Source organism: Pseudomonas karstica (genome assembly GCF_009707515.1).
Lineage (GTDB): Bacteria > Pseudomonadota > Gammaproteobacteria > Pseudomonadales > Pseudomonadaceae > Aquipseudomonas > Aquipseudomonas karstica.
In genome coordinates, this window is the sequence record NZ_WLYI01000010.1 from 120,896 (window position 1) to 144,673 (window position 23,778).

The 23,778-nt window shown below is 59.4% G+C and carries 17 protein-coding genes and 1 pseudogene; 14 read left to right on the top strand and 4 right to left on the bottom strand.

Annotated features, from left to right (window positions below):
- Nucleotides 1–130 precede the first annotated feature (130 nt).
- Nucleotides 131–979 (top strand): non-homologous end joining protein Ku, encoded by an 849-nt coding sequence (gene ku / locus GIR22_RS09585; protein WP_154743099.1) that lies wholly within the window; start codon nucleotides 131–133, stop codon nucleotides 977–979.
- Between the two features lie 24 nt (nucleotides 980–1,003).
- Nucleotides 1,004–3,502, top strand: a complete 2,499-nt coding sequence (gene ligD, locus GIR22_RS09590; protein ID WP_154743100.1) for a DNA ligase D — start codon at nucleotides 1,004–1,006, stop codon at nucleotides 3,500–3,502.
- A 19-nt stretch (nucleotides 3,503–3,521) separates the two neighbouring features.
- Here the strand turns inward: ligD and lpxO are convergent, their stop codons facing one another.
- Nucleotides 3,522–4,421 carry a lipid A hydroxylase LpxO gene (gene lpxO / locus GIR22_RS09595; protein ID WP_154743101.1) on the bottom strand — a complete coding sequence of 300 codons (900 nt, stop codon included), beginning with the start codon at nucleotides 4,419–4,421 and terminating at the stop codon, nucleotides 3,522–3,524.
- Nucleotides 4,422–4,681: 260 nt separating this feature from the next.
- Nucleotides 4,682–6,022: an LPS O-antigen chain length determinant protein WzzB gene (locus GIR22_RS09600; protein ID WP_246208156.1), complete on the bottom strand. Its 1,341-nt coding sequence runs from the start codon at nucleotides 6,020–6,022 to the stop codon at nucleotides 4,682–4,684.
- A gap of 385 nt (nucleotides 6,023–6,407) precedes the next feature.
- On the opposite strand from GIR22_RS09600, the pseudogene GIR22_RS09605 reads away from it, so the two are divergent.
- Nucleotides 6,408–6,801: pseudogene (locus GIR22_RS09605) on the top strand (TIGR03067 domain-containing protein).
- A 201-nt stretch (nucleotides 6,802–7,002) separates the two neighbouring features.
- Nucleotides 7,003–8,592 carry an ABC-F family ATPase gene (locus GIR22_RS09610; RefSeq protein WP_154743103.1) on the top strand — a complete coding sequence of 530 codons (1,590 nt, stop codon included), beginning with the start codon at nucleotides 7,003–7,005 and terminating at the stop codon, nucleotides 8,590–8,592.
- 1,004 nt (nucleotides 8,593–9,596) lie between these two features.
- Here GIR22_RS09610 and GIR22_RS09615 read toward each other — a convergent pair.
- Together GIR22_RS09615 and GIR22_RS09620 are read right to left on the bottom strand one after the other, a co-directional pair.
- A complete protein-coding gene (locus GIR22_RS09615; RefSeq protein WP_154743104.1) occupies nucleotides 9,597–10,901 on the bottom strand; it encodes an ATP-binding protein in 1,305 nt (434 codons plus the stop codon).
- Nucleotides 10,902–10,904: 3 nt separating this feature from the next.
- Nucleotides 10,905–11,606: a response regulator transcription factor gene (locus tag GIR22_RS09620; RefSeq protein WP_154743105.1), complete on the bottom strand. Its 702-nt coding sequence runs from the start codon at nucleotides 11,604–11,606 to the stop codon at nucleotides 10,905–10,907.
- A 191-nt stretch (nucleotides 11,607–11,797) separates the two neighbouring features.
- On the opposite strand from GIR22_RS09620, the gene GIR22_RS09625 reads away from it, so the two are divergent.
- The 10 genes from GIR22_RS09625 (at nucleotide 11,798) to GIR22_RS09670 (ending at nucleotide 23,707) form a co-directional block, all read left to right on the top strand.
- Nucleotides 11,798–12,955, top strand: a complete 1,158-nt coding sequence (locus tag GIR22_RS09625) for an efflux RND transporter periplasmic adaptor subunit (RefSeq protein WP_154743106.1) — start codon at nucleotides 11,798–11,800, stop codon at nucleotides 12,953–12,955.
- A gap of 18 nt (nucleotides 12,956–12,973) precedes the next feature.
- Nucleotides 12,974–16,072 carry an efflux RND transporter permease subunit gene (locus GIR22_RS09630; RefSeq protein WP_154743107.1) on the top strand — a complete coding sequence of 1,033 codons (3,099 nt, stop codon included), beginning with the start codon at nucleotides 12,974–12,976 and terminating at the stop codon, nucleotides 16,070–16,072.
- A gap of 91 nt (nucleotides 16,073–16,163) precedes the next feature.
- On the top strand, nucleotides 16,164–16,805 hold the full coding sequence (locus GIR22_RS09635) for a DUF1345 domain-containing protein (RefSeq protein WP_154743108.1): 642 nt from the start codon (nucleotides 16,164–16,166) through the stop codon (nucleotides 16,803–16,805).
- A 75-nt stretch (nucleotides 16,806–16,880) separates the two neighbouring features.
- On the top strand, nucleotides 16,881–17,732 hold the full coding sequence (locus GIR22_RS09640; protein WP_154743109.1) for an AraC family transcriptional regulator: 852 nt from the start codon (nucleotides 16,881–16,883) through the stop codon (nucleotides 17,730–17,732).
- Nucleotides 17,733–17,774: 42 nt separating this feature from the next.
- Nucleotides 17,775–18,383, top strand: coding sequence for a LysE family translocator (locus tag GIR22_RS09645; RefSeq protein WP_154743110.1), 609 nt, complete (start codon nucleotides 17,775–17,777; stop codon nucleotides 18,381–18,383).
- Between the two features lie 135 nt (nucleotides 18,384–18,518).
- A complete protein-coding gene (locus GIR22_RS09650) occupies nucleotides 18,519–19,538 on the top strand; it encodes a substrate-binding domain-containing protein (protein ID WP_178122173.1) in 1,020 nt (339 codons plus the stop codon).
- 69 nt (nucleotides 19,539–19,607) lie between these two features.
- Nucleotides 19,608–20,390 carry a sugar phosphate isomerase/epimerase family protein gene (locus GIR22_RS09655; RefSeq protein WP_154743111.1) on the top strand — a complete coding sequence of 261 codons (783 nt, stop codon included), beginning with the start codon at nucleotides 19,608–19,610 and terminating at the stop codon, nucleotides 20,388–20,390.
- Complete coding sequence (locus tag GIR22_RS09660) at nucleotides 20,383–21,390, top strand: sugar kinase (RefSeq protein ID WP_246208158.1); 1,008 nt, start codon at nucleotides 20,383–20,385, stop codon at nucleotides 21,388–21,390. Before GIR22_RS09655 ends, GIR22_RS09660 begins: the two co-directional genes overlap by 8 nt.
- Before the next feature lie 44 nt (nucleotides 21,391–21,434).
- Complete coding sequence (locus tag GIR22_RS09665; protein WP_154743112.1) at nucleotides 21,435–22,733, top strand: MFS transporter; 1,299 nt, start codon at nucleotides 21,435–21,437, stop codon at nucleotides 22,731–22,733.
- Nucleotides 22,730–23,707, top strand: coding sequence for a 2-hydroxyacid dehydrogenase (locus GIR22_RS09670; protein WP_154743113.1), 978 nt, complete (start codon nucleotides 22,730–22,732; stop codon nucleotides 23,705–23,707). Before GIR22_RS09665 ends, GIR22_RS09670 begins: the two co-directional genes overlap by 4 nt.
- Nucleotides 23,708–23,778 lie beyond the last annotated feature (71 nt).

The following is a 23,778-nucleotide window of genomic DNA, read 5'->3' on the forward strand; positions in this document are numbered from 1 at the left end:
TGGTAACTAAATAGTTTCCGATCAGGTGTAACACGATCTGTCTGAGGCACCGGCACCAGCTAGCCGACAATGGAAACTTTTGCCAAAGCCTTCGTGTCACCTGAAGACCACACTCTTGAGGACGACAGACATGCCACGGGCTATCTGGAAAGGCGCAATCAGTTTCGGCTTGGTCCACATCCCGGTGTCGCTGGTTTCGGCAACGTCTTCCCAAGGCGTCGATTTCGACTGGCTGGACAAACGCAGCATGGACCCGGTGGGCTACAAGCGCATCAATAAGAGCACCGGCAAGGAAGTCACCAAGGACCACATCGTCAAGGGCGTAGCCTACGAGAAAGGTCGCTACGTAGTGCTCAGCGAAGACGAAATCCGCTCGGCTCACCCCAAGTCCACCCAGACCATCGAAATCATCGCCTTCGTGGCCAGCGATCAGATTCCCTTGCAAAACATCGATACGCCCTACTTCCTCGCGCCCGACAAACGCGGCGGCAAAGTCTACGCACTGCTGCGCGAAACCCTGAAGAAAACCCAAAAGGTGGCGTTGGCCAATGTGGTGCTGCACACCAAACAACACTTGGCAGCCTTGATGCCATTGGACTCGGCCCTGGTCCTGGTGATGCTGCGCTGGCCAGCCGAAGTGCGCAGCCTGGATGAGCTGGAATTGGGCAGCGATGTAACCAAACCGACACTGGCCAAGGGTGAGTTGGATATGGCCAAACGCTTGGTGCAAGACATGAGCGCCGACTGGCAACCCGAGAAGTACCGCGACAGCTTCCAGGACAAGATCATGGCGCTGGTGGAGAAAAAGGCCAAGGCCGGCAAGATCGAAGACGTTGAGTCGGACCAAGGCCGCGACGAACGTAAATCGGCCGATGTCATTGACCTCACGGAACTGCTCAAACGCAGCCTGGCCGGCAAGCCTGCGCGCAAAAACTCAACGAAAAGTCCCGCCGCCAAAAAGACCGTCAAGGCCTCCTGAGCCCTCAACACGAGGTAAATCGCCATGACCAAGCCGCTGAGTGAATACAACCGCAAGCGTGACTTCGAGGTGACTGCCGAACCTTCCGGTTCTTCGGCCCGTGGCAAGCGCCACGCTCGGGCCCCCGCGTTCGTGATTCAAAAACACGACGCACGCAACCTGCATTACGATTTTCGCCTGGAGCTGGATGGGGTGCTCAAAAGCTGGGCGGTGCCCAAGGGACCGAGCCTGGATCCAAGCCAGAAACGCCTGGCCGTCCACGTTGAAGACCACCCCCTGAGCTACGGCAGTTTCGAAGGCAAAATACCCGCCGGGCAATACGGCGCCGGCGACGTGATCGTCTGGGATCGCGGTGTCTGGCAACCCCACGACGAGCCACGCAAAGCCTATGCGGCAGGCAAACTGAAATTCACCTTGATTGGTGAAAAGCTGTCCGGCGACTGGACGCTGGTGCGTACCCGCCTCAAAGGCAGCGGCGACAAGGAGCAGTGGCTGTTGATCAAGGAAAACGATCAACAGGCCCGCCCCGTTACCGACTACGATATCGTCCAGGCCGAGCCGAAAAGCGTCCTGAGCGGCGAAACCGTAGGCAGCCCGAAAACGGCCGCCCGCCCCAGGAAAACCAGCCGCAAACCCTCAGCCGTTCTGCCCGATCAATTCACCCCTCAATTGGCAACTCTGGTAGACCGCGCGCCAGCAGGCGATTGGGTGTACGAAATAAAATTCGACGGCTACCGCATCCTGGCCCGCATCCGCGACGGCGAGGTACGCCTGTTTACCCGCAACGGCCATGACTGGACCGATCGCCTACCGCGCCAGACAAAGGCCCTGCAGGCGCTGAAGCTCAAGGACAGTTGGCTCGATGGCGAGGTGGTCAGCCTGAACGCCGAGGGTCTGCCGGACTTCCAGGCGCTGCAAAACGCTTTTGATATCGGACGCAGCCTGGACATTGTTTATTACCTGTTTGACGCACCATTTCTGGAAGGCCGCGATCTGCGCGAAGAGCCCGTGGAGAAGCGACGTGCAGCCCTCAAAGAGGTGCTGGAACGCCGTAAAAGCAAATTGCTGCGCTTCTCCGAAGCCTTTGCCGCCAGCCAACGCGATATCTTCGAAAGCGCCTGCGACCTGGCCCTGGAAGGCGTGATCGGCAAGCGGGCCGGGAGCCCGTATAGATCAACCCGCAGTACCGACTGGATCAAACTCAAGTGTCGGTTGCAACAGGAGTTCGTGATTGTCGGCTACACCCGCCCCCAAGGCTCGCGCAGCGGGTTCGGCGCGTTGTTACTGGCAGTCAATGATGAGTGCGGCCTGGTGTATGCCGGGCGCGTGGGCACTGGTTTCAATCAAGCCTCGCTGAAAAACATCCGCGAGAAATTGAAGCCTCTGGAACGCGACGCATCGCCACTGGAAAAGCCCCTGACCAACGCTCAAGCTCGCGGGGCTCATTGGGTTGAGCCACGACTGGTTGCGCAAGTGCAGTTTTACGAATGGACCCGCGAAGGTGTAGTGCGCCAAGCTGCATTTGCCGGGTTGCGTACAGACAAACCGGTAGAGCAGATCATTCACGAGCAGCCGCGCACGGCAAAATCGCTGAAAAAATCGCCGGTAAAAACCACAGCAGCCGATAGCACACTGGTTGGCGTCAAAATCACTCACCCCGACCGAGTGATCGACCCGCAGAGCGGGACGCAAAAACTACAACTGGCGCAGTTCTATGAAGGCATCAGCCAGTGGATCATGCCGTTCTTGCGCAACCGCCCGGTGTCCTTGCTCAGGGCTCCGGAAGGCATTGCGGGTGAGCAGTTCTTCCAGAAACATTCCGAGCACCTGGCCATTCCCAAGATCAAGCAATTGGATCAGGCCCTGGACCCAGGCCATGCGCGGTTGATGGAAATCGACCGCCTGGCAGCGCTGATCGGTGCCGTGCAGATGGGCACCGTCGAATTGCACACCTGGGGCGCCACGACGGACAAGATCGAAACCCCCGACCTGTTCGTACTCGATCTCGACCCCGATCCTGCATTGCCCTGGAAAGCGATGCTGGAAGCCGCACAACTGACCTTGTCGGTGCTTGATGAGTTAGGGCTGGAGGCGTTTGTCAAAACCAGCGGCGGCAAGGGTTTGCACCTGATCGTGCCATTAGCCCGCAAAAATGACTGGGAAACCGTAAAAGCCTTCGCCAAGGCCATCGCCCAGTTCATGACGCGACAATTGCCGGAACGCTTCACCGCAACCTCAGGCCCGAAAAACCGTATGGGGAAGATCTTTATCGATTACCTGCGCAATGCCCGCGGCGCCAGTACAGTGGCAACCTACTCGGTGCGGGCAAGACCGGGGCTGCCCGTATCGGTGCCCATCGATCGAGAGGAGTTGAAAACCTTGCGCAGTGCCCAGCAGTGGACTGTCGATAATTTGCTGGACCGTTTGCAGGGCTTGAAGCAAGACCCGTGGGCGGGTTATACCAACCGGCAGACGATCAGCAAGAAGATGTGGAAGAAGCTGGGAGCGAACCCGCCAGGCTAGGCCGCTCCCTGGTGCGCTCTCAGATCAGCAGGAAGATCGCCGCCAATCCAGCAAAGATCCCCCACTTTTCCAGGTAGTAAAGCTTACGATTGCGCTTTTTCAGCGCTTTTCCCCGCAGACGAATCTTATACAAGTGGGTAAAGGCGCGATTCAAGCCTCCGGTTCTGTCGCCGACATCATTGGGAGAGCCAGCGGCGGCCATTACGTTGCGGCTGAACCAGCGGTTGAAGGCGGCTGCCCAGCGATACTTCATCGGGCGCTCGATATCGCAGAACAAAATGATGCGATTGTGCTGGGTGGTGTTTTCCGCGTAGTGGATGTATGTCTCGTCGAACATCACCGGCTCGCCGTCGCGCCAGTGGTAACTCTCGCCATCCACGCTGATGTAGCAACCCGGATCGTTAGGGGTGTCCAGCCCCAGGTGGTAACGGTAGGAGCCGGCGTATGGATCACGATGGCGCACCAGCTTGGAGCCCGCAGGCAACTCGGCAAACATCGCCGCCTTGACCGAGCCGATGCTTTGCAACAACTCAGTGGTACGCGGACACAGTTTCATGGCTGAAGGATGACTGTCGCCGTACCACTTCAGATAAAAACGTTTCCACCCCGATTTGAAGAACGAGTTGAAACCTACATCATTGTATTCGTCCGAACGCTTGATCTCCCCGGCCTGCATCAGTTTCCGGCCTTCCTCGCGGATATCTTCCCAATGCTCTTGCAGCGGGCTCAGGTCCGGGAAGTCACTGGGGGAAAGGTAGGGACGACTGGGCAATTTGGAGAACAGGTAGAGAAAGCAATTCACCGGCGCCAGGAAGCTGGAGTGGTCACTTAGCTGGCGGCCCAGCTTATGTCGCACCCGACCACGCAGGTGTACATACGCAATGGAGACAACGTAGAGAGCTACAATAATGAGTTTCAAGAGAATTCGTCACACGTCAGAAGAGAACAGGCTGCTCCTGCAAGCCCCTGACGACCGAGGCTTGAATAAGCAGCACCTGAAATCACAATTCACAAACTGGCAACTGAACGGCTCGGTGATAGTCCGGTCGTGGCCATTGGCTGTTATTTTAGCCACAGTTGTAACCAAAGGTTAACTAAGAATTGTGAAAAGCTGTCCAATCTTTGTGCTATGCAAGGTTAACAGCGAGGTGAACGGCTCCCCTCGCCCACCCGCTCGACTTAAACCCGAGGCTCGTCATCCTTACGCTCGCGTGAAACAGCATTGCCTTCCAATGATGAATAAGGTGCGGTTTCGCGACGGGCCAGGATGAAATGGCGAGTCAGCGCTGCCATGACCCCCAGGATCAATCCAATAATCAGGCTCAAGGCGATAACCAGTGCCTTTTTCGGCTTGATCGGGCTCAGGGGTTCCTGGGCACGACGATCAATTGTCACCAGCTTCAGCTCACTCATATTGATATTCAAGCCATGCAGCCGCGCCACTTCGGCCCGCAACGGTTCAACATCCTTCAGGAAAATGTCTTCATTGCCGCGTTTTTTCAGCACCTCAACTTCGCGGTTGGTTACCAGAAGCTGCAGCTCTTTACCGATTTCAGCAACACGCGGGTTGGTAAAGTCATCACTGGTACGCTTCTGCAAGGCTGTGCGCTCGGCTTCCAGCGCTTCAGTCCCCATGAAGTACAGCGGAATGTCCTGATTGTTGACCTCGGTGCGCATGACCTGACTGGAGCCACTGCGCGAAGAGTCAGCCATGGAGGATGGCGTGGTAGGGGCTTTTATGCCCATGGATTTGGCAATGGAGCTCGCCTCAGCCAGTTCCGCTAATCGATTGGTACGCTCCATCTTCATTTGCAGGCGCAACGCACCCAGTTCGTCTTCCAACTGTGCGCGCTTGAGTTTGTCGCCTTCGAGCAACTTGGCGATTTTCGACTCTTTATTGGTGTCGTAGTTGGCACGGGCGGCGTTGATCTTGCCTTTGAGTTCATTGAGACGGTTATTGACGATCACCTTAAGGTCGGCCCCAATCTGGTTGCGTTCCGAAGCAACCGCGTAATTTACGAAACCGTTGAGAATCGCTACGCCATCGATGTCCTTGGGATACTGCAGCTCAAGCCGGATATAACTGCTCAGCGAATCTGTCTTTTTTGGGTCGGGCAGTATCAATTTGATGGAGTTGCGATTGAACTCTTCAAAGCTCTGCTCAAGGGTTTGCCCCGGTCTCTGAAACGCCTGGAACAGCGCTTCATTTGCCTTGAAAAAACCCAGGCGGGTTTCATAAGAATCCAGTGCAGAGCCTACTTTGGCCAGCGCATCCGCCGGTGGCAACTCATAGACTTCGGAGCGGTTTAGCGCATCCAGCTCGTTGATCGCCGCCGGACGCAACACGCTGCTGACCTGATATTCCTTTGGCGCCAGGAATGCGTAGCCTCCCCCTAAAAGACCCACAAGAACGGTGCAACCCACAATCAGCTTTTTTTGTCGCCAGATGGAGTGAAACAATTCAAACAGGTCAATTTCGTCTGATACAACTTGAGACCGGAGCTGGGGAGTTTTATTCAAAATCATTGCATCCTGAAAAGTTGACGCTCAACGTCTGAAAAAAGCGCCGTCAACTTGAGTAAACGATTGAAAAAGCAGGGATAACGCCCTGAGCATCGTACATACGAGTTCCATTAATGGGCATCAGACCTCGCAGTCATAAGAAAAATCCCATGCATTACAGAAAATTTTCGCTTTAGTTACGAAAATATCCTTACAGACTGCACCAGCGTAGTTGAATATCGACCATCCATTCGCCCTACAGCATGTCAAAGGTACGTTAAATACCTACCCGCAAAGAGAAAAAGCTCGGAAAAGCGTTCAAAATGGGATAAATCGCACAAAACCCTTCCAGCCAGTCGGGACCAGGTGCGAACGAAGCGGCCTTCTTTGAAAAGGAATGAGTATGTCAACCGTAGCCAACCAACATGACCGACTGGTGCTGCAGGGAACCTGGGAGCAAACCGCTCTAGAGGACAGTGGCGTCCTCAACCCCGCCGATGAGCACAGCGCACCCGGCGCCGTGACCACCATCAGCGGCGATCGATTCCAGGTGGTGACCGTCACTGGAGAAGTGTTACTGGAAGGCAGTTTTACCTTGGACGCAACGACCACGCCCAAAACGATTGTCTGGGTAGATGCAATCGGCGCTGATGCCGGCAAGCTACCGCCTGCAAGGCGATCACTTCATCTTTATTGCCGCCGACGAAGGCATGCCAAGGCCCACTCGATTCAGCACCGCGCCCGGGCAAACCATGCGCACCTTCCTGCGTAAAGTGAGCCTCGCACCGGACACTTGATCGCACAGGGCTTCCCCACCATACAACTCGCGCCTCACATATGCGACAATGCGCGCCAAATTCCAACATACACCCCAATTTTCTGTTCAGCGACAGGGTTTCGCGCCTTGATGTCGCTGTCGACGCATGCCCGCAGGCCTAGGTCCAGAAATGGCCCAGTCGCCCTCAGCGTTGCTCGCAACCCATTGATAGGTAAAGTAATTGATCTCCACAGCTAACATCACCATGCAGTTCGGCGCCAAGCCACTCTTTGAGAATGTCTCGGTCAAGTTCGGCGCTGGCAACCGGTATGGCCTGATCGGTGCCAACGGTTGCGGCAAGTCGACCTTCATGAAAATCCTCGGTGGCGACCTGGAGCCGTCGGGTGGCCAGGTCATGCTGGAGCCAAACGTGCGCTTGGGTAAGCTGCGCCAGGACCAGTTTGCCTATGAAGAATTCACCGTGATCGACACCGTGATCATGGGCCACGAAGAGCTGTGGAAGGTCAAGGCCGAGCGTGATCGCATCTACTCGCTGCCAGAAATGACCGAAGCCGATGGCATGGCCGTCGCCGAACTGGAAACCGATTTCGCCGAGATGGACGGCTACACCGCCGAATCCCGTGCCGGCGAGTTGCTGCTGGGCCTGGGTATCGGCATCGAGCAGCACAACGGCCCGATGAGCGAAGTGTCCCCTGGCTGGAAGTTGCGAGTGCTGTTGGCCCAGGCACTGTTTTCCGATCCGGAAGTGTTGCTGCTCGACGAGCCAACCAACCACCTGGACATCAACACCATCCGCTGGCTGGAAAACATCCTGACCCAACGTTCGAGCCTGATGATCATCATCTCTCACGACCGTCACTTCCTGAACAGCGTCTGCACCCACATGGCCGACCTGGACTACGGCGAATTGCGCCTGTTTCCAGGCAACTACGACGAATACATGACCGTGGCGACCCAGTCCCGCGAGCAGTTGCTGTCGGACAATGCCAAGAAGAAAGCGCAGATCTCCGAGCTGCAGTCCTTCGTCAGCCGCTTCTCGGCCAACGCCTCGAAAGCCAAGCAGGCCACTTCCCGCGCCAAGGCGATCGACAAGATCCAACTGGCCGAAGTCAAACCGTCGAGCCGCGTCAGTCCGTTCATCCGCTTTGACCAGACCAAGAAGCTGCACCGCCAGGCGGTCATCGTCGATCGCATGGCCAAGGGCTTTGACGGCAAGACGCTGTTCAAGGACTTCAGCTTCCAGGTTGAAGCTGGCGAGCGCGTGGCAATCATTGGCCCGAACGGCATCGGCAAGACTACCCTGCTGCGCACCCTGGTCAACGAACTATCCCCGGACGCCGGTACCGTCAAGTGGACCGACGCGGCCGAGTTGGGCTACTACGCCCAGGACCATGCCTCGGATTTCGAAGACGAATCCAACCTGTTCGACTGGATGGGCCGCTGGACCAAGGAAGGCGAGCAAGTGGTTCGCGGCACCCTGGGCCGGATGCTGTTCTCCAACGACGAAATCCTCAAGTCGGTCAAGGTCATCTCCGGTGGCGAGCAAGGCCGCATGCTGTTCGGCAAATTGATCCTGCAAAAGCCCAACGTACTGATCATGGACGAACCAACCAACCACTTGGACATGGAGTCCATCGAAGCCCTGAACCTGGCGTTGGAAAACTACCCGGGCACACTGATCTTCGTCAGCCACGACCGTGAGTTCGTATCGTCCCTGGCCACCCGCATCATCGAGCTGAGCCCAAGTGGCGTGATCGACTTCAGCGGCACCTATGACGATTACCTGCGCAGCCAAGGTGTGGTGTTCTAGAGGAGCCTTCAACGACTTCAGGCCCCAAACGACTGCTGCGTAGCCGATCGCAGGCTGCGCCAGCGGCTACAGGTGATCGGTGATCGACGGTCCCTTGTAGCCGCTGCCGAGGTACGAGGCTGCGATAAGGGCCGAAGGACCTTCAGCAATTTCAAGGCCCAGGCGACTGCTGCGCAGCCGATCGCAGGCTGCGCCAGCGGCTACAAATGATCGGTGATCGACGGTTCCTTGTAGCCGCTGTCGAGGTACGAGGCTGCGATAAGGGCCGAAGGACCTTCAGCAATTTCAAGGCCCAAACGACTGCTGCGCAGCCGATCGCAGGCTGCGCCAGCGGCTACAGGTGATCGGTGATCGACGGTCCCTTGTAGCCGCTGCCGAGGTACGAGGCTGCGATAAGGGCCGAAGGACCTTCAGCAATTTCAAGGCCCTGGCGACTGCTGCGCAGCCGATCGCAGGCTGCGCCAGCGGCTACAAATGATCGGTGATCGACGGTTCCTTGTAGCCGCTGTCGAGGTACGAGGCTGCGATAAGGGCCGCAGGACCTTCAGCAATCTCAAGACCCAAACGACTGCTGCGCAGCCGATCGCAGGCTGCGCCAGCGGCTACAAATGATCGGTGATCGACGGTCCCTTGTAGCCGCTGCCGAGGCACGAGGCTGCGATAAGGGCCGAAGGACCTTCAGCAATTTCAAGGCCCAGGCGACTGCTGCGCAGCCGATCGCAGGCTGCGCCAGCGGCTACAAATGATCGGTGATCGACGGTTCCTTGTAGCCGCTGTCGAGGTACGAGGCTGCGATAAGGGCCGCAGGACCTTCAGCAATTTCAAGACCCAAACGACTGCTGCGCAGCCGATCGCAGGCTGCGCCAGCGGCTACAAATGATCGGTGATCGACGGTCCCTTGTAGCCGCTGCCGAGGTACGAGGCTGCGATAAGGGCCGCAGGACCTTCAGCAATTTCAAGGCCCAAACGACTGCTGCGCAGCCGATCGCAGGCTGCGCCAGCGGCTACAGGGCCTGAGTGGGCAACCACAACCGAAACCGCGCGCCGCCCAAGGGCGATGCCTGGGCTGTCAACGTCCCACCCTGCGCCTCCAGCGCCCGCCGGCTGATTGCCAGCCCCAAGCCAAACCCTCCGGTAGCCCGGTCACGGCTGCGGTCCAGGCGATAAAACGGCTCAAAGACCCGCTCACGTTGATCTTCGGGGATGCCGATCCCATCATCATCGACCCAGACTTCACAGCCCTTGGGACACACCTTGACCCCTACCTGAATACGCCGCTCGCAATAACGCATGGCGTTACGCAACAGGTTTTGCAAGGCCCGGGCGGTCAGCCGTGGGTCGAGGGTGAAGCGCTCCACAGTACAGTCCAACGCCACATCAATGACAATCTCCGGGTTTTCCAGCTCGTCGTCGACGCTACCCAGGATGCTATCGATAAACTCGTCCAGCATCACCTCCACCTGCTCCGGCAGTTGGGCCGGGTTTTGCAGCCGACTGTAGGAAAGCAATTCCAGGACCAGCTCATCCAGTTCGCGAATGTGCGCCACCAGGCCCTGCAGGCGTTCGCGGCTGGCGGCGGGCAGATCATCGGAGAGCGCCAGGGCCAGGCCGAAGTCCAGCCGAGTCAAGGGGGTGCGCAATTCGTGGGAGACCGCATTGAGCAAGTCACGCTGCTGGTTGAGCAGGTGCTCGATATCGTTAGCCATGGTGTCGAACACGGCGGCCAGGCTACCAATATTGGAGCTGGCGGGGATCCGCGTGCGTTCGGCAAGGTTGCCCTGGCCCAGTTGCTCCGCCGTATTCTTGAGCCGCTCCAGGTCGCGCCAGTGGGGGCGCAGCCAGAACAACAGGCAGCCGAGCAATGCCGCGCCAATCAGTACATTCATGCTCCAGTACAACAGGTTCATGTCCAGCGGGTCCGGCGGGACCGACAGCTTGACTGCCAACTGATCATCCAGCGCCGAACTGACGTCATCCATCCAGCCCCATTCGCCCAGGCGAATCACCGGCTGATCCTGAGCCAACAGACGCTGTTCCTCGGCGGTGTAACTGGCGTCCTGGATGCGCAGCAATTGGATCTTCAGCGGGGCAAAATCAGCCTCCAGGTGCGCCGTGACGTTGGTCCACTGCGCCATCGGCACCCGGCGGTACTCCTTGACGATCAGGCTCTGCAACCCTCGGGACTGCTCGACGTTGTAGTTCATGTAACGGCGCTCAAAGACCTGAATCACCACCTTTGGAATCAGGTAAATCGCCGCACTGTAGGTGACGATGGTAATCAGGTAGAGACGCAGCAGGACTCTGAACATGACTCAGCATTCCCACTCGGAACGGCTGAACAGATAACCCTTGCCCCACACGGTCTTGATCTTGCGCGCTTCACCGGCATGGTCGTCAAACTTGCGCCGCAGCTTGGAGATCGCCACGTCAACCGAGCGGTCGGTACCGTTGAACTCAATTCCTCGCAGGCGTTGCAGGATCTGGTCGCGACTGAGCACCTCACCGGCATGCCGGGCCAGCACCACCAACAGGTTATATTCGCCGCTGGACAGTTCCACTGGCTGCTCGCGCCAGGTCACGGAGCGCTCCGACAAGTCGATGCACAGGTTGCCCATGAGGATCTGGTCGTTGGCCACCTGGGGTTCGGCGAGGCTGCTGCGGCGCAGCAGAGTGCGCACGCGGGCCAGCAAAACCCGGGGCTCACAGGGTTTAGTCACGTAGTCGTCGGCGCCCATTTCCAGGCCCAGCACCTGGTCATGGCTGTCATCGCGAGCGGTGAGCATCAAGATCGGCAAGCTCGCTGAATCGGCGCGCAACAACCGGCAGACCTGCAAGCCGTCGAGGCCCGGCAGCATCAGGTCGAGGATCACCAGGTCCGGTGGGTTGAGCCGGGCTCGTTCGCGCACGTGATCACCGCGACTCAGAACGCTGACATGGTAGCCATTGCGTTCCAGGTAGCTGGAAATCAGTTCGCAGAGTGCGGCGTCGTCTTCCACCAGGAGGATGTTGGGCATGGGTGTTTCCAGAAATTACAGTTTCGAATCCAACACAAACGGTTGTGATAGTTTCGCCAGCCGTGAAGGATATACGCCCGCGTGCCCGAGCGCGCTCGCACCTTACACTTCTTCACACACACCCTACAGAGCTTCACAGCACTGTGGCGGGGGCGCCCGTAGGATGCGCCAGTCAATAGTGGGATATAAGCATGTCGAAGAATCTGTTTGCGCCGTTTTGTCTGTTAGCCCTGGCACTGGCATTGGGCGGGTGTGACAAATCTTCCAGTGGCGCCCCCGAAATGCCACTGGCCAAAGTACGCACCGAAACCCTCGAAGCCAAGCCCCTGTCCATCAGCAACGAACTGAGCGGCCGTATTGCAGCGCCGCGCATTGCCGAAGTGCGGGCTCGGGTGGCCGGCGTGGTGCTGCAACGGGTCTTCAAGGAAGGGCATGACGTCAAACAGGGTGATGTGTTGTTCCGGATTGATCCGGCACCGTTCAAGGCCGACCTGGACAGCGCCCAGGCCAATCTGCGCAAGGCCGAGGCCAATGCCTTCCAGGCCCGCTTGCAGGAGCAGCGCTACAGCCAGTTGGTGGAAGGCAATGCCATCAGCGCCCAGGACTATGACAATGCCCGCGCCGCCGCCCGGCAAACCGCCGCTGAAGTGGCCGTCAATCAGGCTGCCGTGCAACGGGCCAGGCTGAACCTGGGCTACGCCACGGTTACCGCACCGATTTCCGGGCGCATTGGCCGGGCATTGGTCACCGAAGGCGCCCTGGTAGGCCAGAATGAAGCCACGCCGCTGGCAGTCATCCAGCAACTGGACCCAATCCATGCTGACCTGACCCAATCTACCCGCGAGCTCAATGACCTGCGCCGGGCGTTCCGGGCCGGGCACTTGAAACAAATCGGCCAGGACCAGGCCAAGGCCACGCTGATCCAGGATGACGGCAGCCTCTACCCGTTGCCGGGCAAGTTACTGTTCTCCGAAATCAGCGTCGACCCAGGCACCGGCCAGATTATCCTGCGCAGCGAGTTCCCCAACCCGGACCTCGACCTGCTACCGGGCAGCTTCATTCGTGTGCGCCTGGAACAGGCCGTAGACCTGCAAGGCATCAGCGTGCCGCAACGGGCCATCACCCGCGACAGCGCCGGCGTTCCCATGGTGCTGCTGCTGGATGCCGAGCAGACCGTCAGCCAGCATCCGGTGGAGTTGGGGTCGGTGATCAATGATCGCTGGATCGTCACCAGCGGGCTCAAGCCGGGTGATCGCATTGTCGTGGAAGGCCTGCAACACGCTCGTCCTGGCGAGAAAGTCCAGGTCGACGACAGCCCCGAGCCAACCGCCCAGGCGCCTGGCCAGTAACGAAAGGGATAGCCAACAATGCCGCAGTTCTTTATTGATCGCCCGATTTTTGCCTGGGTGGTTGCCTTGTTTATATTGCTCGCCGGCGCCCTCGCCATCCCGCAGTTGCCGGTAGCGCAGTACCCCAACGTGGCGCCGCCGAAAGTGGAAATCTACGCGGCGTACCCGGGCGCCTCGGCGCAGACCCTGGACGAAAGCGTGGTCAGCCTGATCGAACAGGAGCTCAACGGCGCCGACCACCTGCTGTATTTCGAATCCCAGAGCAGCCTTGGTTCGGCCACCATCACCGCGACGTTCCAACCGGGCACTAACCCGGAAATGGCCCAGGTCGACGTGCAGAACCGCCTCAAGGCCGTCGAACCGCGCCTGCCACAGGCAGTGACCCAGCAAGGCTTGCAGGTGGAGAAAGTCTCCGCCGGCTTCCTGCTGCTGATCACCCTGACCTCCAGCGATGGCAAGCTCGATGACGTTGCACTCAGCGATTACCTGGCGCGCAACGTGATGAACGAAATCAAGCGTCTGGACGGCGTCGGCAAGGCACAGCTATATGGTGCCGAGCGGGCGATGCGGATCTGGATCGACCCGCAGAAGCTGATCGGTTTCAACCTGACGCCCGCCGACGTAAATGCCGCAATTACCGCGCAGAACGCTCAGGTCTCGGCGGGCAGCATTGGAGACTTGCCGGGCACTTCGACCCAGGAAATCACCGCCTCGGTTCTGGTCAAGGGCCAGCTGTCGACGCCAGCGGAGTTTGCCGACATTGTGCTCAAGGCCAACCCGGACGGCTCCACCGTGCGTATTGGTGATGTGGCGCGGGTGGAAATCGGCAGCCAGGAATACCAGTTCTCCACCCGCCTGAACGGCAAACCGTCCACCGCAGTCAGCGTGCAGCTGTCGCCGGGGGCCAATGCCCTGAACACCGCGACCCTGGTGCGGGCGAAGATGGACGAGCTGTCCCACTACTTCCCGGCAAACGTCGAGTACAAGATTCCTTACGATACCTCGCCGTTCGTCAAGGTCTCGATCACCAAGGTGGTGTACACCCTGGGTGAGGCGATGCTGCTGGTGTTCGCGGTGATGTTCCTGTTCCTGCAGAACATCCGCTACACCCTGATCCCGACACTGGTGGTGCCGGTTGCCTTGATGGGCACCTTTGCCACCATGCTGTTGCTGGGGTTCTCGATCAACGTGCTGACCATGTTCGGCATGGTGCTAGCCATCGGCATCCTGGTGGACGACGCCATTGTGGTGGTGGAGAACGTCGAGCGGATCATGGCCACCGAAGGCCTGTCGCCCAAGGACGCGACACGCAAGGCCATGGGCCAGATTACCGGAGCGATTGTCGGGATTACCCTGGTGCTGGTGGCGGTGTTCCTGCCGATGGCCTTCATGCCGGGTTCGGTGGGTGTCATCTATCAGCAGTTCTCGCTGTCAATGGCCACCTCGATCCTGTTCTCGGCCTTCCTCGCCCTGACATTGACCCCGGCGTTATGCGCAACCTTGCTCAAGCCGATTGCCAAGGGCGAGCACCATGAAAAAGGCGGTTTTTTCGGCTGGTTCAACAAACGTTTTGCGCAATTGACCACCCGTTACGAAGGCTGGGTGGCCTATGCCATCAAACGCAGCGGCCGCTACCTGCTGATCTACCTGGTGCTGCTGGTGGGCCTGGGGCTGCTGTTCAGTCGCCTGCCCTCCTCGTTCCTGCCAGTGGAAGACCAGGGCTACACCATCACTGATATCCAACTGCCGCCAGGCGCCAGCAAGAATCGTACGGTGCAGGTAGCCGAGCAGATCGAGGCGCACAACGCCACGGAGCCGGGTGTGGGCGATACCACCATGATCATGGGCTTCAGCTTCTCCGGCTCCGGACAGAACGCGGCGTTGGCCTTTACCACCCTCAAGGATTGGTCCCAACGCAGCAGCCAGGACTCCGCCGCGGCTATCGCCGATCGAGCGAACATGGCCTTTACCGAGCTCAAGGACGCGATTGCCTATGCAATCCTGCCGCCGCCGGTGGATGGCCTCGGTACCTCCAGTGGTTTCGAGTTCCGCTTGCAGGACCGTGGTGGCGTCGGCCATACGGCGCTGATGGCGGCCCGTACCGAACTGCTGGCCGCTGCCGAGAAAAGCCCGGTCCTTGCCAGCGTGCGTGAAAGCGCCCTGGCCGAGGCGCCGCAAGTGCAGTTGGACGTGGACCGCAAGCAAGCCAATGCCTTGGGCATTTCCTTTGCCGACATCGGCAACGTGCTGTCGTCGGCCGTGGGTTCGGCCTATGTCAACGACTTCCCCAACCAGGGCCGCATGCAGCGGGTGGTGGTGCAGGCCGAAGGCGATCAGCGCAGCCAGGTGGCGGACCTGATGAACATCAATGTGCGTAACAACGCCGGCAAGATGGTGCCGCTGTCGGCCTTCGTCGAGGCCCGCTGGATTCAGGGCCCGGCGCAGTTGACCCGCTACAACGGCTACCCGGCCATCGCCATTTCCGGCGAAGCCGCTCCTGGCCACAGTACCGGCGAAGCGATGGAGGAAATCCAGCGCCTGGTCAGCCAGTTGCCGGCCGGCCTGGGCCAGGAATGGACTGGGTTGTCGCTGCAGGAACGTTTGTCTGGCGCCCAGGCCCCGCTGTTGCTGGGGCTGTCGTTGCTGATCGTATTCCTGTGCCTGGCGGCGCTGTATGAGAGCTGGTCGATTCCGACCTCGGTGTTGCTGGTGGTGCCTTTAGGTGTGTTGGGTGCCGTGCTGGCGGTGACCTTGCGCGGCATGCCCAACGACGTGTTCTTCAAGGTCGGACTGATCACCATCATCGGCCTGTCGGCAAAAAACGCGATCCTGATCATCGAGTTTGCCAAGGACCTGTATGACCAGGGCGAAGACCTGTTCGAGGCCACCTTGAAGGCTGCGCGCCTGCGTCTGCGGCCGATCATCATGACGTCCCTGGCCTTCATCCTCGGCGTGGTGCCATTGGCTATCGCCACCGGTGCCAGTTCAGCGAGCCAGCAAGCCATCGGTACCGGGGTGATTGGCGGGATGATTACCGCGACCCTGGCAGTGGTGTTTGTGCCGGTGTTCTTTGTGGTGGTGATGAAACTGGTGCGCAAACGCCACAAAAGCGACTGATGGCCTATTGTAGGAGCGAGCAAGCACCAGGACCCCTCGTTTCTACATAAATAAGCTATGGTGCTCACAAATATCAGCTGTGTGAGCCGCCATGGCCTTTCTCGCCCGCACCCACCCTCGCCTCTCCATCGCCGCAGCCTTCGGCCTGGCAGTTGGCATCCTGGCTCCGGCCGACTCAATCATCAGCAAAATCCTCTTCGGCTGGAACGCCGGCGTCTGGACCTATCTGGTGCTGATGCTGTGGTTGACAATCAGGTCCAAGGCGGACGATGTGAAACGCATCGCCGAAGTCGAGGATGAGAACGCCGGCCTGGTGCTGTTCATAGTGTGCATCGCGGCCATCGCGAGCCTGGCGACCATTACCTTTGAGCTGGTGGGCAGCAAGGACCTGGAAACCTCCGTACGCCTGTTGCATTACGGCTTCACCGGCCTGACGGTGATCGGTTCATGGCTGTTGATCGGGGTGATTTTCAGCGTGCACTACGCACGGCTTTATTACACCTGGAGCGGCAAGGAACCGGCGCTGCGCTTTGCCGAAGGCCCGATCAATCCCGACTACTGGGACTTCCTGTATTTTTCGTTCACCATTGGCGTGGCGGTGCAAACCTCCGACGTGGGTGTTGCCACCCGCAGCCTGCGCAAGGTGGTGCTGGGGCAATCATTGATCGGTTTTCTGTTCAATACGGCGATCCTGGGGTTTTCGATCAATATCGCCGCCGGCTTGTTCGGTTGAGGCTGCACAAAACTTCTAGACGTGACTCACCACGGCAAGGCTAACTACCAGGCTTGTTCGCACACGGGTATTTTTATGGCTGGCCACAACTGGATCGATCTGGCCCAGGACGCCGATACCGGCATCGAGACCCTGCGCGCCCATTTCGAAGGCCACGCCTATGATCCTCACTGGCACGACAGTTTTCTGGTGGGCGTCACCGAGCAAGGCGTACAGCAATTCAATTGCCGCCGCTCCCGCCACCACAGCACGCCGGGGCAAGTATTCCTGCTGGAGCCAGGGGAGATCCATGACGGCGACGCCCCCCACGAAGACGGATTCACCTACCGCATGCTGTACCTTGATCCTGCGTGGTTGCAGCGGGAAATCACCGCCGTGTTTGAGCAAGCACCCACCAACAGCCAATTGAGCTTCACCCAAACCCTGACCGATGATCCACAACTGGCCCAGGCCACCAGCCAGGCCTTTCAAAGCTTGCACACGGGCGAGTTGCGCATCGTCCGGCAAAGTGCCCTGGATCAGTTGCTGGAGCGCCTGACCGGCCAGTTGCAGTGGCGCAAGCGCTACCACGAGGACCCTCGCCTTCCATGGGCGGCTCACAAAGCCCGGGAGTATCTGCATGCCCACCTGCATCAGGACATTGGCCTGGATGAGCTGGCATTCGCTTGTGGCGTCGACCGTTTTCGCCTGACGCGCGCCTTCAAAAGCGCCTTCGGCCTGCCACCGCATGCCTATCTGGTGCAACTGCGCCTGGCACGCGCCAGGCATCTGCTGGCCAAGGGCGAGGTACCCGCCGACGTTGCGACTGCCCTGGGTTTCTCCGATCAAAGTCACCTGGGTCGCTGGTTCGTGCGGGCTTATGGCCTGACGCCGGCGGCCTACCGCAAGCGCTGCTCAAATGTTCCAGACAGCCAGCCCCTGGCCTGAAAAGATCGAGGCCATTGATCTGTGCCTTGGAGCCTTTCTGCGATGCTGTCCACCTTCCCCACCTTGTTGCCGTTTCTGTTGTTTGCCTTCGTGGCCTCCATCACCCCTGGGCCGACTAATATTCTGGTCCTGAGCAACAGCGCCCGTTACGGATTCAAAGCCGCCTTGCCGATCATTCTGGGGGCTTGTGCTGGCGCGGCGGCGATTGTGTTGCTGGTGGGTTGCGGCATTGGCCAATCGTTAATGCAGTTTACGAAGGTACAGGCCGCCATGCAGTGGGCCGGCATCATCTGGCTAAGCTATCTGGCCTGGCAGATTTTCAGCGCCAAGCCCTATGCAATAGGCCCTGGCACAGAGCAAAAACCCCTGGGCCTGATCGGCGCCGCGGGCCTGCAATTGGTCAACCCCAAGACCTGGATGATGGCGCTGGCCGTGATCAGCGTTTTCGCCGGGAACGGCGACGAGCGCCAGGCCCATGTCGTTTATCTATCGTTGGTGTTTTTTCTGATATCCATGCCTTGCCTGGGAACCTGGGCGTTGCTGGGCATCGGCTCGGCCCGTGTGCTGCGCTCGCCCAAAGCGATGAAACGCTTCAATCAGGGCATGGCGTTGCTGCTGTTGGGGTCAACCTGGTTGAGCGTGCTGGTCTGACGCTACGCGCCGGCCATCGGTCTTCATCCTACAAATTGTTGACGACTTTCTTAGTTTAGTGTTTCCTGAAACCGGTTTCAGTCATTGCCGACCCGCAATGGCGTTGCCACCATTCCAATAAGAAGGTCGACGACCGTGAACAGTTTTTCTGCCGCCCAGCGTAGCCGTGTGACGATGCTTGACGTCGCCGAACGCGCCGGGGTTTCCAAAGCCAGTGTCTCGCGCTTTATTGGCGAAGACCGCGCACTTCTTTCCGATGCCATTGCCCTGCGCATCGAGCAGGCCATTGACGAACTGGGCTATCGTCCCAACCAGATGGCCCGTGGCCTGAAGCGTGGCCGAACCCGCCTGATCGGCATGCTGGTGGCCGATATCCGCAACCCCTATTCAATTGCCGTGATGCACGGCGTGGAAACCGCCTGCCGCCAGCACGGCTACAGCCTGGTGGTGTGCAACACCGACCGCGATGACGAGCAAGAGCGCCTGCACCTGGCGGCATTGCGCGCCTACAACGTCGAAGGCCTGATCGTGAACACCCTCGGCCATCACCTCGACCAACTGCTGGAACTGCAGCGGGAAATGCCCTTGGTGCTGGTGGACCGCAAAATCGAGCCGTTGCACAGTGATTTGGTAGGGCTGGATAACCCGGCGACGGTGCGCATGGCACTTGATCACCTTGAACAACAAGGCTATCGGGATATCCTGCTGGTCAGCGAAGCACCCGATGGCACCAGTTCACGGGTGGAACGGCTGGAGAGTTTCAAGTCCGAGATCGCCCGACGCCCAACGCTGACAGGCACGGTGCTGGAAATCGACGGTCATCTGAATGCCCCTCTACACGCCTTTGTGCGAAAAACGCCGGCCCGTGCCAAAGCGCTGTTCTGCGCCAACGGCGTCGCCGCCCTGGCCTGCACCAAGGCACTGCGGGAACTGGGCCTTACGCTCTTTGAAGACATCGGCCTGATCGCTGTGGATGACCTGGACTGGTACCCCTTGGTGGGCAGCGGCATTACCGCCCTCGCCCAACCCACCGAAGCCATCGGCACCCAGGCATTTGAGTGTTTGCTCAAGCGTTTACGGGGTGACACCGAGTCGCCTCGCACGCTCGACTTCCTTGCGCAATTGATTGTCCGAGGGTCGACCTCCCCTACCTGAGTGGCATCGCCATAGTGGTACCGCTCGATTGATAACAAAAAATGAAACCGGTTTCAGAGGTAACCTACAATGCACAAATACCCCGTTTCCATCAGCCTTTCCAGCTACGGTGCCGACCTTGTCCGCCAGCGTGGCCAGTTGAGTTTTGTCCAGGTGCTGGCTGCGGCCGGCGCGCAGCGGATCGAATGGCGTGAAGAGTTACTGACCCACGAACAACCCGCTGAACTGGCGCAAGCCGCGACAGACCGGGGCCTGGAGTGCGTATTTTCCTCGCCCTTGGAGCTGTGGGTGGCCGGACGCGCACAACCCAACCCCGAGCTGGCTGCCACCCTTGACCGCGCCCAGTCTTTTGGCGCCCGCTGGCTGAAAGTCTCCCTTGGGTACTTTACCGACACCAACGACCTGCACAGCTTGTCCGCCCTGCTCAACCGTCATTGCGTACGCCTGCTGGTGGAAAACGACCAGACCCTGCACGGTGGCCGTATCGAGCCGATGCAGCGATTTTTCAGCGAAGTCGAGCGACTCGCCGTCCCTGTAAAAATGACCTTCGATATCGGTAACTGGCAATGGCAAGACCAGTCCGCCAGCACCGCCGCGCGCCTGCTGGGCCGGCATGTCGATTATCTGCACTGCAAGGCGGTGGCCCGCCGTGCCGACGGCAAGCTGGTGGCGTTGGCACCGAACGCCTCGGACCTGCATCTGTGGGAACAACTGTTGCGGCACATGACTCAAGGTATTAGTCGGGCCGTGGAATTTCCGCTGCAAGGCGACGACCTGGTGCAGGTCACCACACAGCAAGTCGCCGCCCTCACCCTCCTCGGCCAGCCTCGCGTGGAGAATGCTCATGCCTGAGATCGATATCCTGTCGTTTGGCGAAACCATGGCGATGTTCGTCGCCGAGCAGACCGGTGACTTGGCCAGCGTGGGCAAGTTTCACAAACGCATCGCAGGTGCTGACAGCAACGTCGCCATCGGCCTGTCGCGGCTGGGGTTCAACGTCGCCTGGCTCAGCCGGGTGGGTGAGGACTCGCTGGGGCGTTTTGTCCTGGATACGCTGCGCCACGAAGGCCTGGACTGCAGCCATGTGGCGGTTGACCCGTTGCACCCTACAGGGTTTCAACTCAAGTCCCGGGAAGAAACCGGCGCCGACCCGCAAGTGGAATATTTTCGACGCGGCTCGGCGGCCAGCCATCTGTCCGTGACCGCCATCTGCCCCGAGTTGCTGCAGGCCCGTCACCTGCACGCCACCGGTATTCCTGCGGCGTTGTCCGACGCCACACGCGAGCTGTCCCGGCAATTGATGACGCAAATGCGTTCGACCGGCCATAGCGTGTCCTTTGACCCTAACCTGCGCCCGTCGCTATGGGACAACGAACAACACATGATCAGCGAAATCAACGCTCTTGCCTGCCTGGCCGATTGGGTGTTGCCGGGGTTGAGCGAAGGCCGTTTGCTGACTGGTTTCGACGACCCGGCAGACATCGCCGCGTTCTATCTGGATCAAGGTGTGGAAGCCGTCGTCATCAAGCTCGGGGCCCATGGCGCTTACTACCGCACACCCCTGGACCAGGGTTTTGTCGCTGCCGTACCGGTGGCCAAGGTGGTGGACACCGTGGGCGCCGGCGATGGCTTTGCCGTGGGCATGATCAGTGCACTGCTGGAAAACCTGGACATTGCCCAAGCCGTGCAGCGCGCCAACTGGATCGGCAGTCGCGCCGTGCAAAGCCGTGGCGATATGGAAGGCTTGCCCACCAGAGCCCAACTACATACCCACGGCACTGCCAAAGGCCTTCAACGCCCCCAAGCCCAGGCGATCACCGCCTGCGGCAGCGGCTACACAGACCTGCACTAACCCGTTACCTGTTGCCACAACTACAACAAGCTCAGGAGCACACCATGGAAACCCTGAAACTCGCCACCCGCCGTTGGTGGTACATCATGCCGATTGTGTTTATCACCTACAGCCTGGCGTACCTGGACCGCGCCAACTATGGCTTTGCCGCTGCATCTGGCATGGCCGAAGACCTGATGATCACACCGGGCATGTCGTCATTGCTCGGCGCCCTATTCTTCCTCGGTTACTTTTTCTTCCAGGTACCGGGGGCGATTTACGCCCAGAAGCGCAGCGTGAAGAAGCTGATTTTTGTCAGCCTGATCCTGTGGGGTAGCCTGGCGACCTTGACCGGTATCGTCTCCAACGCCTACATGCTGATCGGCATTCGCTTCATGCTCGGCGTGGTGGAAGCCGCTGTCATGCCGGCGATGCTGGTGTACCTGTGCCACTGGTTCACCCGCGCCGAACGCTCCCGCGCCAACACCTTCCTGATTCTCGGCAACCCGGTGACCATGTTGTGGATGTCGGTGGTATCGGGCTATCTGGTGCAACATTACAGCTGGCGCTGGATGTTTATCATCGAAGGCTTACCCGCGGTGCTCTGGGCCTTTATCTGGTGGCGCCTGGCGGACGAGCGCCCGGCCGACGCCAAGTGGCTGAGCCCACAACACAAGCACGACCTGGAAAAAGCCCTGGCCGATGAGCAAATCGGCATCAAGGCAGTCAAGAATTACGCCGAAGCCTTCCGCTCGCCCAAGGTGATCCTCCTGGCCCTGCAATTTTTTTGCTGGAGCATCGGCGTTTACGGCTTTGTGCTGTGGCTGCCGTCGATCCTCAAGTCCGGCTTGCAGATGGACATGGTCGAAGCCGGCTGGCTGTCGGCACTGCCTTACCTGGCAGCGGTGATCGGCATGCTCGTGGTGTCCTGGGGTTCGGACAAGCTGCAAAAGCGTAAACGCTTTGTCTGGCCGCCGCTGTTGATCGCCTCGATCGCGTTTTATGGGTCCTACGCCTTGGGGGCCGAACATTTCTGGTGGTCTTACACCTTGCTGGTGGTCGCCGGCGCCTGCATGTATGCACCCTACGGGCCGTTTTTCGCCATCGTCCCGGAGATTCTGCCAGCCAACGTCGCGGGCGGCGCCATGGCCTTGATCAACAGCATGGGTGCACTGGGCTCGTTCTGCGGTTCGTACCTGGTGGGCTACCTCAATAGCAGCACTGGCTCCCCCGGCGCGTCCTATTTGCTGATGAGTGGCGCACTGTTGGTCTCGGTGGTGTTGACGATTGCCCTCAAGCCCGGCGCCAGCGACCGTGAACAAACGCCTTTGCGCGCTCTTGAACTGAAGGTAAAAGCCTCATGAAAAAATCTGTCGTGCTCTATAAAACACTCTCGGCCCCGTTAATGGCCCGCTTGCAGGAAGCCGCCGCGGTTACGTTGATTGAAAGCCTCGACGCTGGCGGTCTGGCCCAATTGCGCGATGCCCTGCCCACTGCCCATGGCCTGCTCGGTGCCAGCCTGCGCCTGGATGCCAAACTGCTGGACCTGGCACCACAACTGGAGGCGGTAGCCAGTGTCTCGGTGGGCGTCGACAACTACGACATCAACTACCTGACCGAGCGCGGGATACTGCTTAGCAATACCCCTGACGTACTCACCGAAACCACCGCCGATACAGGCTTCGCCCTGATCCTGGCCACCGCCCGGCGGGTGGTGGAACTGGCAAACATGGTCCGTGCCGGTAACTGGAACCAGAACATCGGCCCACTGCATTTTGGCAGTGACGTGCATGGCAAAACCCTGGGCATCATTGGCATGGGCCGCATCGGCGAAGCCCTGGCCCAACGTGGGCACTTTGGTTTTAACATGCCGGTGATCTACCACAGCCATTCGCCCAAGCCTTTAGTGGAACAACGTTTTGGTGCTCAATACTGCAGCTTGCCGGACTTGCTCAAACAAGCCGACTTCGTTTGCCTGACCCTACCATTGACCGCTCAAACCCAAGGTCTGATCGGCGCCAAGGAGTTTGCCTTGATGGGGCCAGAGACGATCTTCATCAATATCTCCCGAGGCAAGGTGGTGGACGAAGCGGCGCTGATCGACGCCTTGCAACAACGCACCATACGGGCGGCCGGGCTCGACGTGTTCGAGCGCGAACCCCTGAACCACGACTCACCGTTGCTGGGCCTGAGCAACGTGGTGGCCACTCCACATATCGGTTCCGCCACCCATGAAACCCGGGAAGCAATGGCCCGTTGTGCGGTAGACAACCTGTTGGCGGCGCTGGCGGGGGAACGGCCGAAGAACCTGGTCAATACAGCGGCCTGGAAACCCTGAAACCCGGTTGTAGCCGCTGTCGAGGCACGAGGCTGCGATAAGGGCCGAAGGACCTTCAGCGATTTCAAGGC

What these genes read in the sequence shown, in the direction of transcription:
- ku (WP_154743099.1), top strand. Translation starts at nt 131, where the DNA reads ATGCCACGGGCTATCTGGAAAGGCGCAATCAGTTTCGGCTTGGTCCAC.
- ligD (WP_154743100.1), top strand. Translation starts at nt 1,004, where the DNA reads ATGACCAAGCCGCTGAGTGAATACAACCGCAAGCGTGACTTCGAGGTG.
- GIR22_RS09615 (WP_154743104.1), bottom strand. Translation starts at nt 10,901, where the DNA reads ATGTTCAGAGTCCTGCTGCGTCTCTACCTGATTACCATCGTCACCTAC.
- GIR22_RS09620 (WP_154743105.1), bottom strand. Translation starts at nt 11,606, where the DNA reads ATGCCCAACATCCTCCTGGTGGAAGACGACGCCGCACTCTGCGAACTG.
- GIR22_RS09625 (WP_154743106.1), top strand. Translation starts at nt 11,798, where the DNA reads ATGTCGAAGAATCTGTTTGCGCCGTTTTGTCTGTTAGCCCTGGCACTG.
- GIR22_RS09630 (WP_154743107.1), top strand. Translation starts at nt 12,974, where the DNA reads ATGCCGCAGTTCTTTATTGATCGCCCGATTTTTGCCTGGGTGGTTGCC.
- GIR22_RS09635 (WP_154743108.1), top strand. Translation starts at nt 16,164, where the DNA reads ATGGCCTTTCTCGCCCGCACCCACCCTCGCCTCTCCATCGCCGCAGCC.
- GIR22_RS09640 (WP_154743109.1), top strand. Translation starts at nt 16,881, where the DNA reads ATGGCTGGCCACAACTGGATCGATCTGGCCCAGGACGCCGATACCGGC.
- GIR22_RS09645 (WP_154743110.1), top strand. Translation starts at nt 17,775, where the DNA reads ATGCTGTCCACCTTCCCCACCTTGTTGCCGTTTCTGTTGTTTGCCTTC.
- GIR22_RS09655 (WP_154743111.1), top strand. Translation starts at nt 19,608, where the DNA reads ATGCACAAATACCCCGTTTCCATCAGCCTTTCCAGCTACGGTGCCGAC.
- GIR22_RS09660 (WP_246208158.1), top strand. Translation starts at nt 20,383, where the DNA reads ATGCCTGAGATCGATATCCTGTCGTTTGGCGAAACCATGGCGATGTTC.
- GIR22_RS09665 (WP_154743112.1), top strand. Translation starts at nt 21,435, where the DNA reads ATGGAAACCCTGAAACTCGCCACCCGCCGTTGGTGGTACATCATGCCG.
- GIR22_RS09670 (WP_154743113.1), top strand. Translation starts at nt 22,730, where the DNA reads ATGAAAAAATCTGTCGTGCTCTATAAAACACTCTCGGCCCCGTTAATG.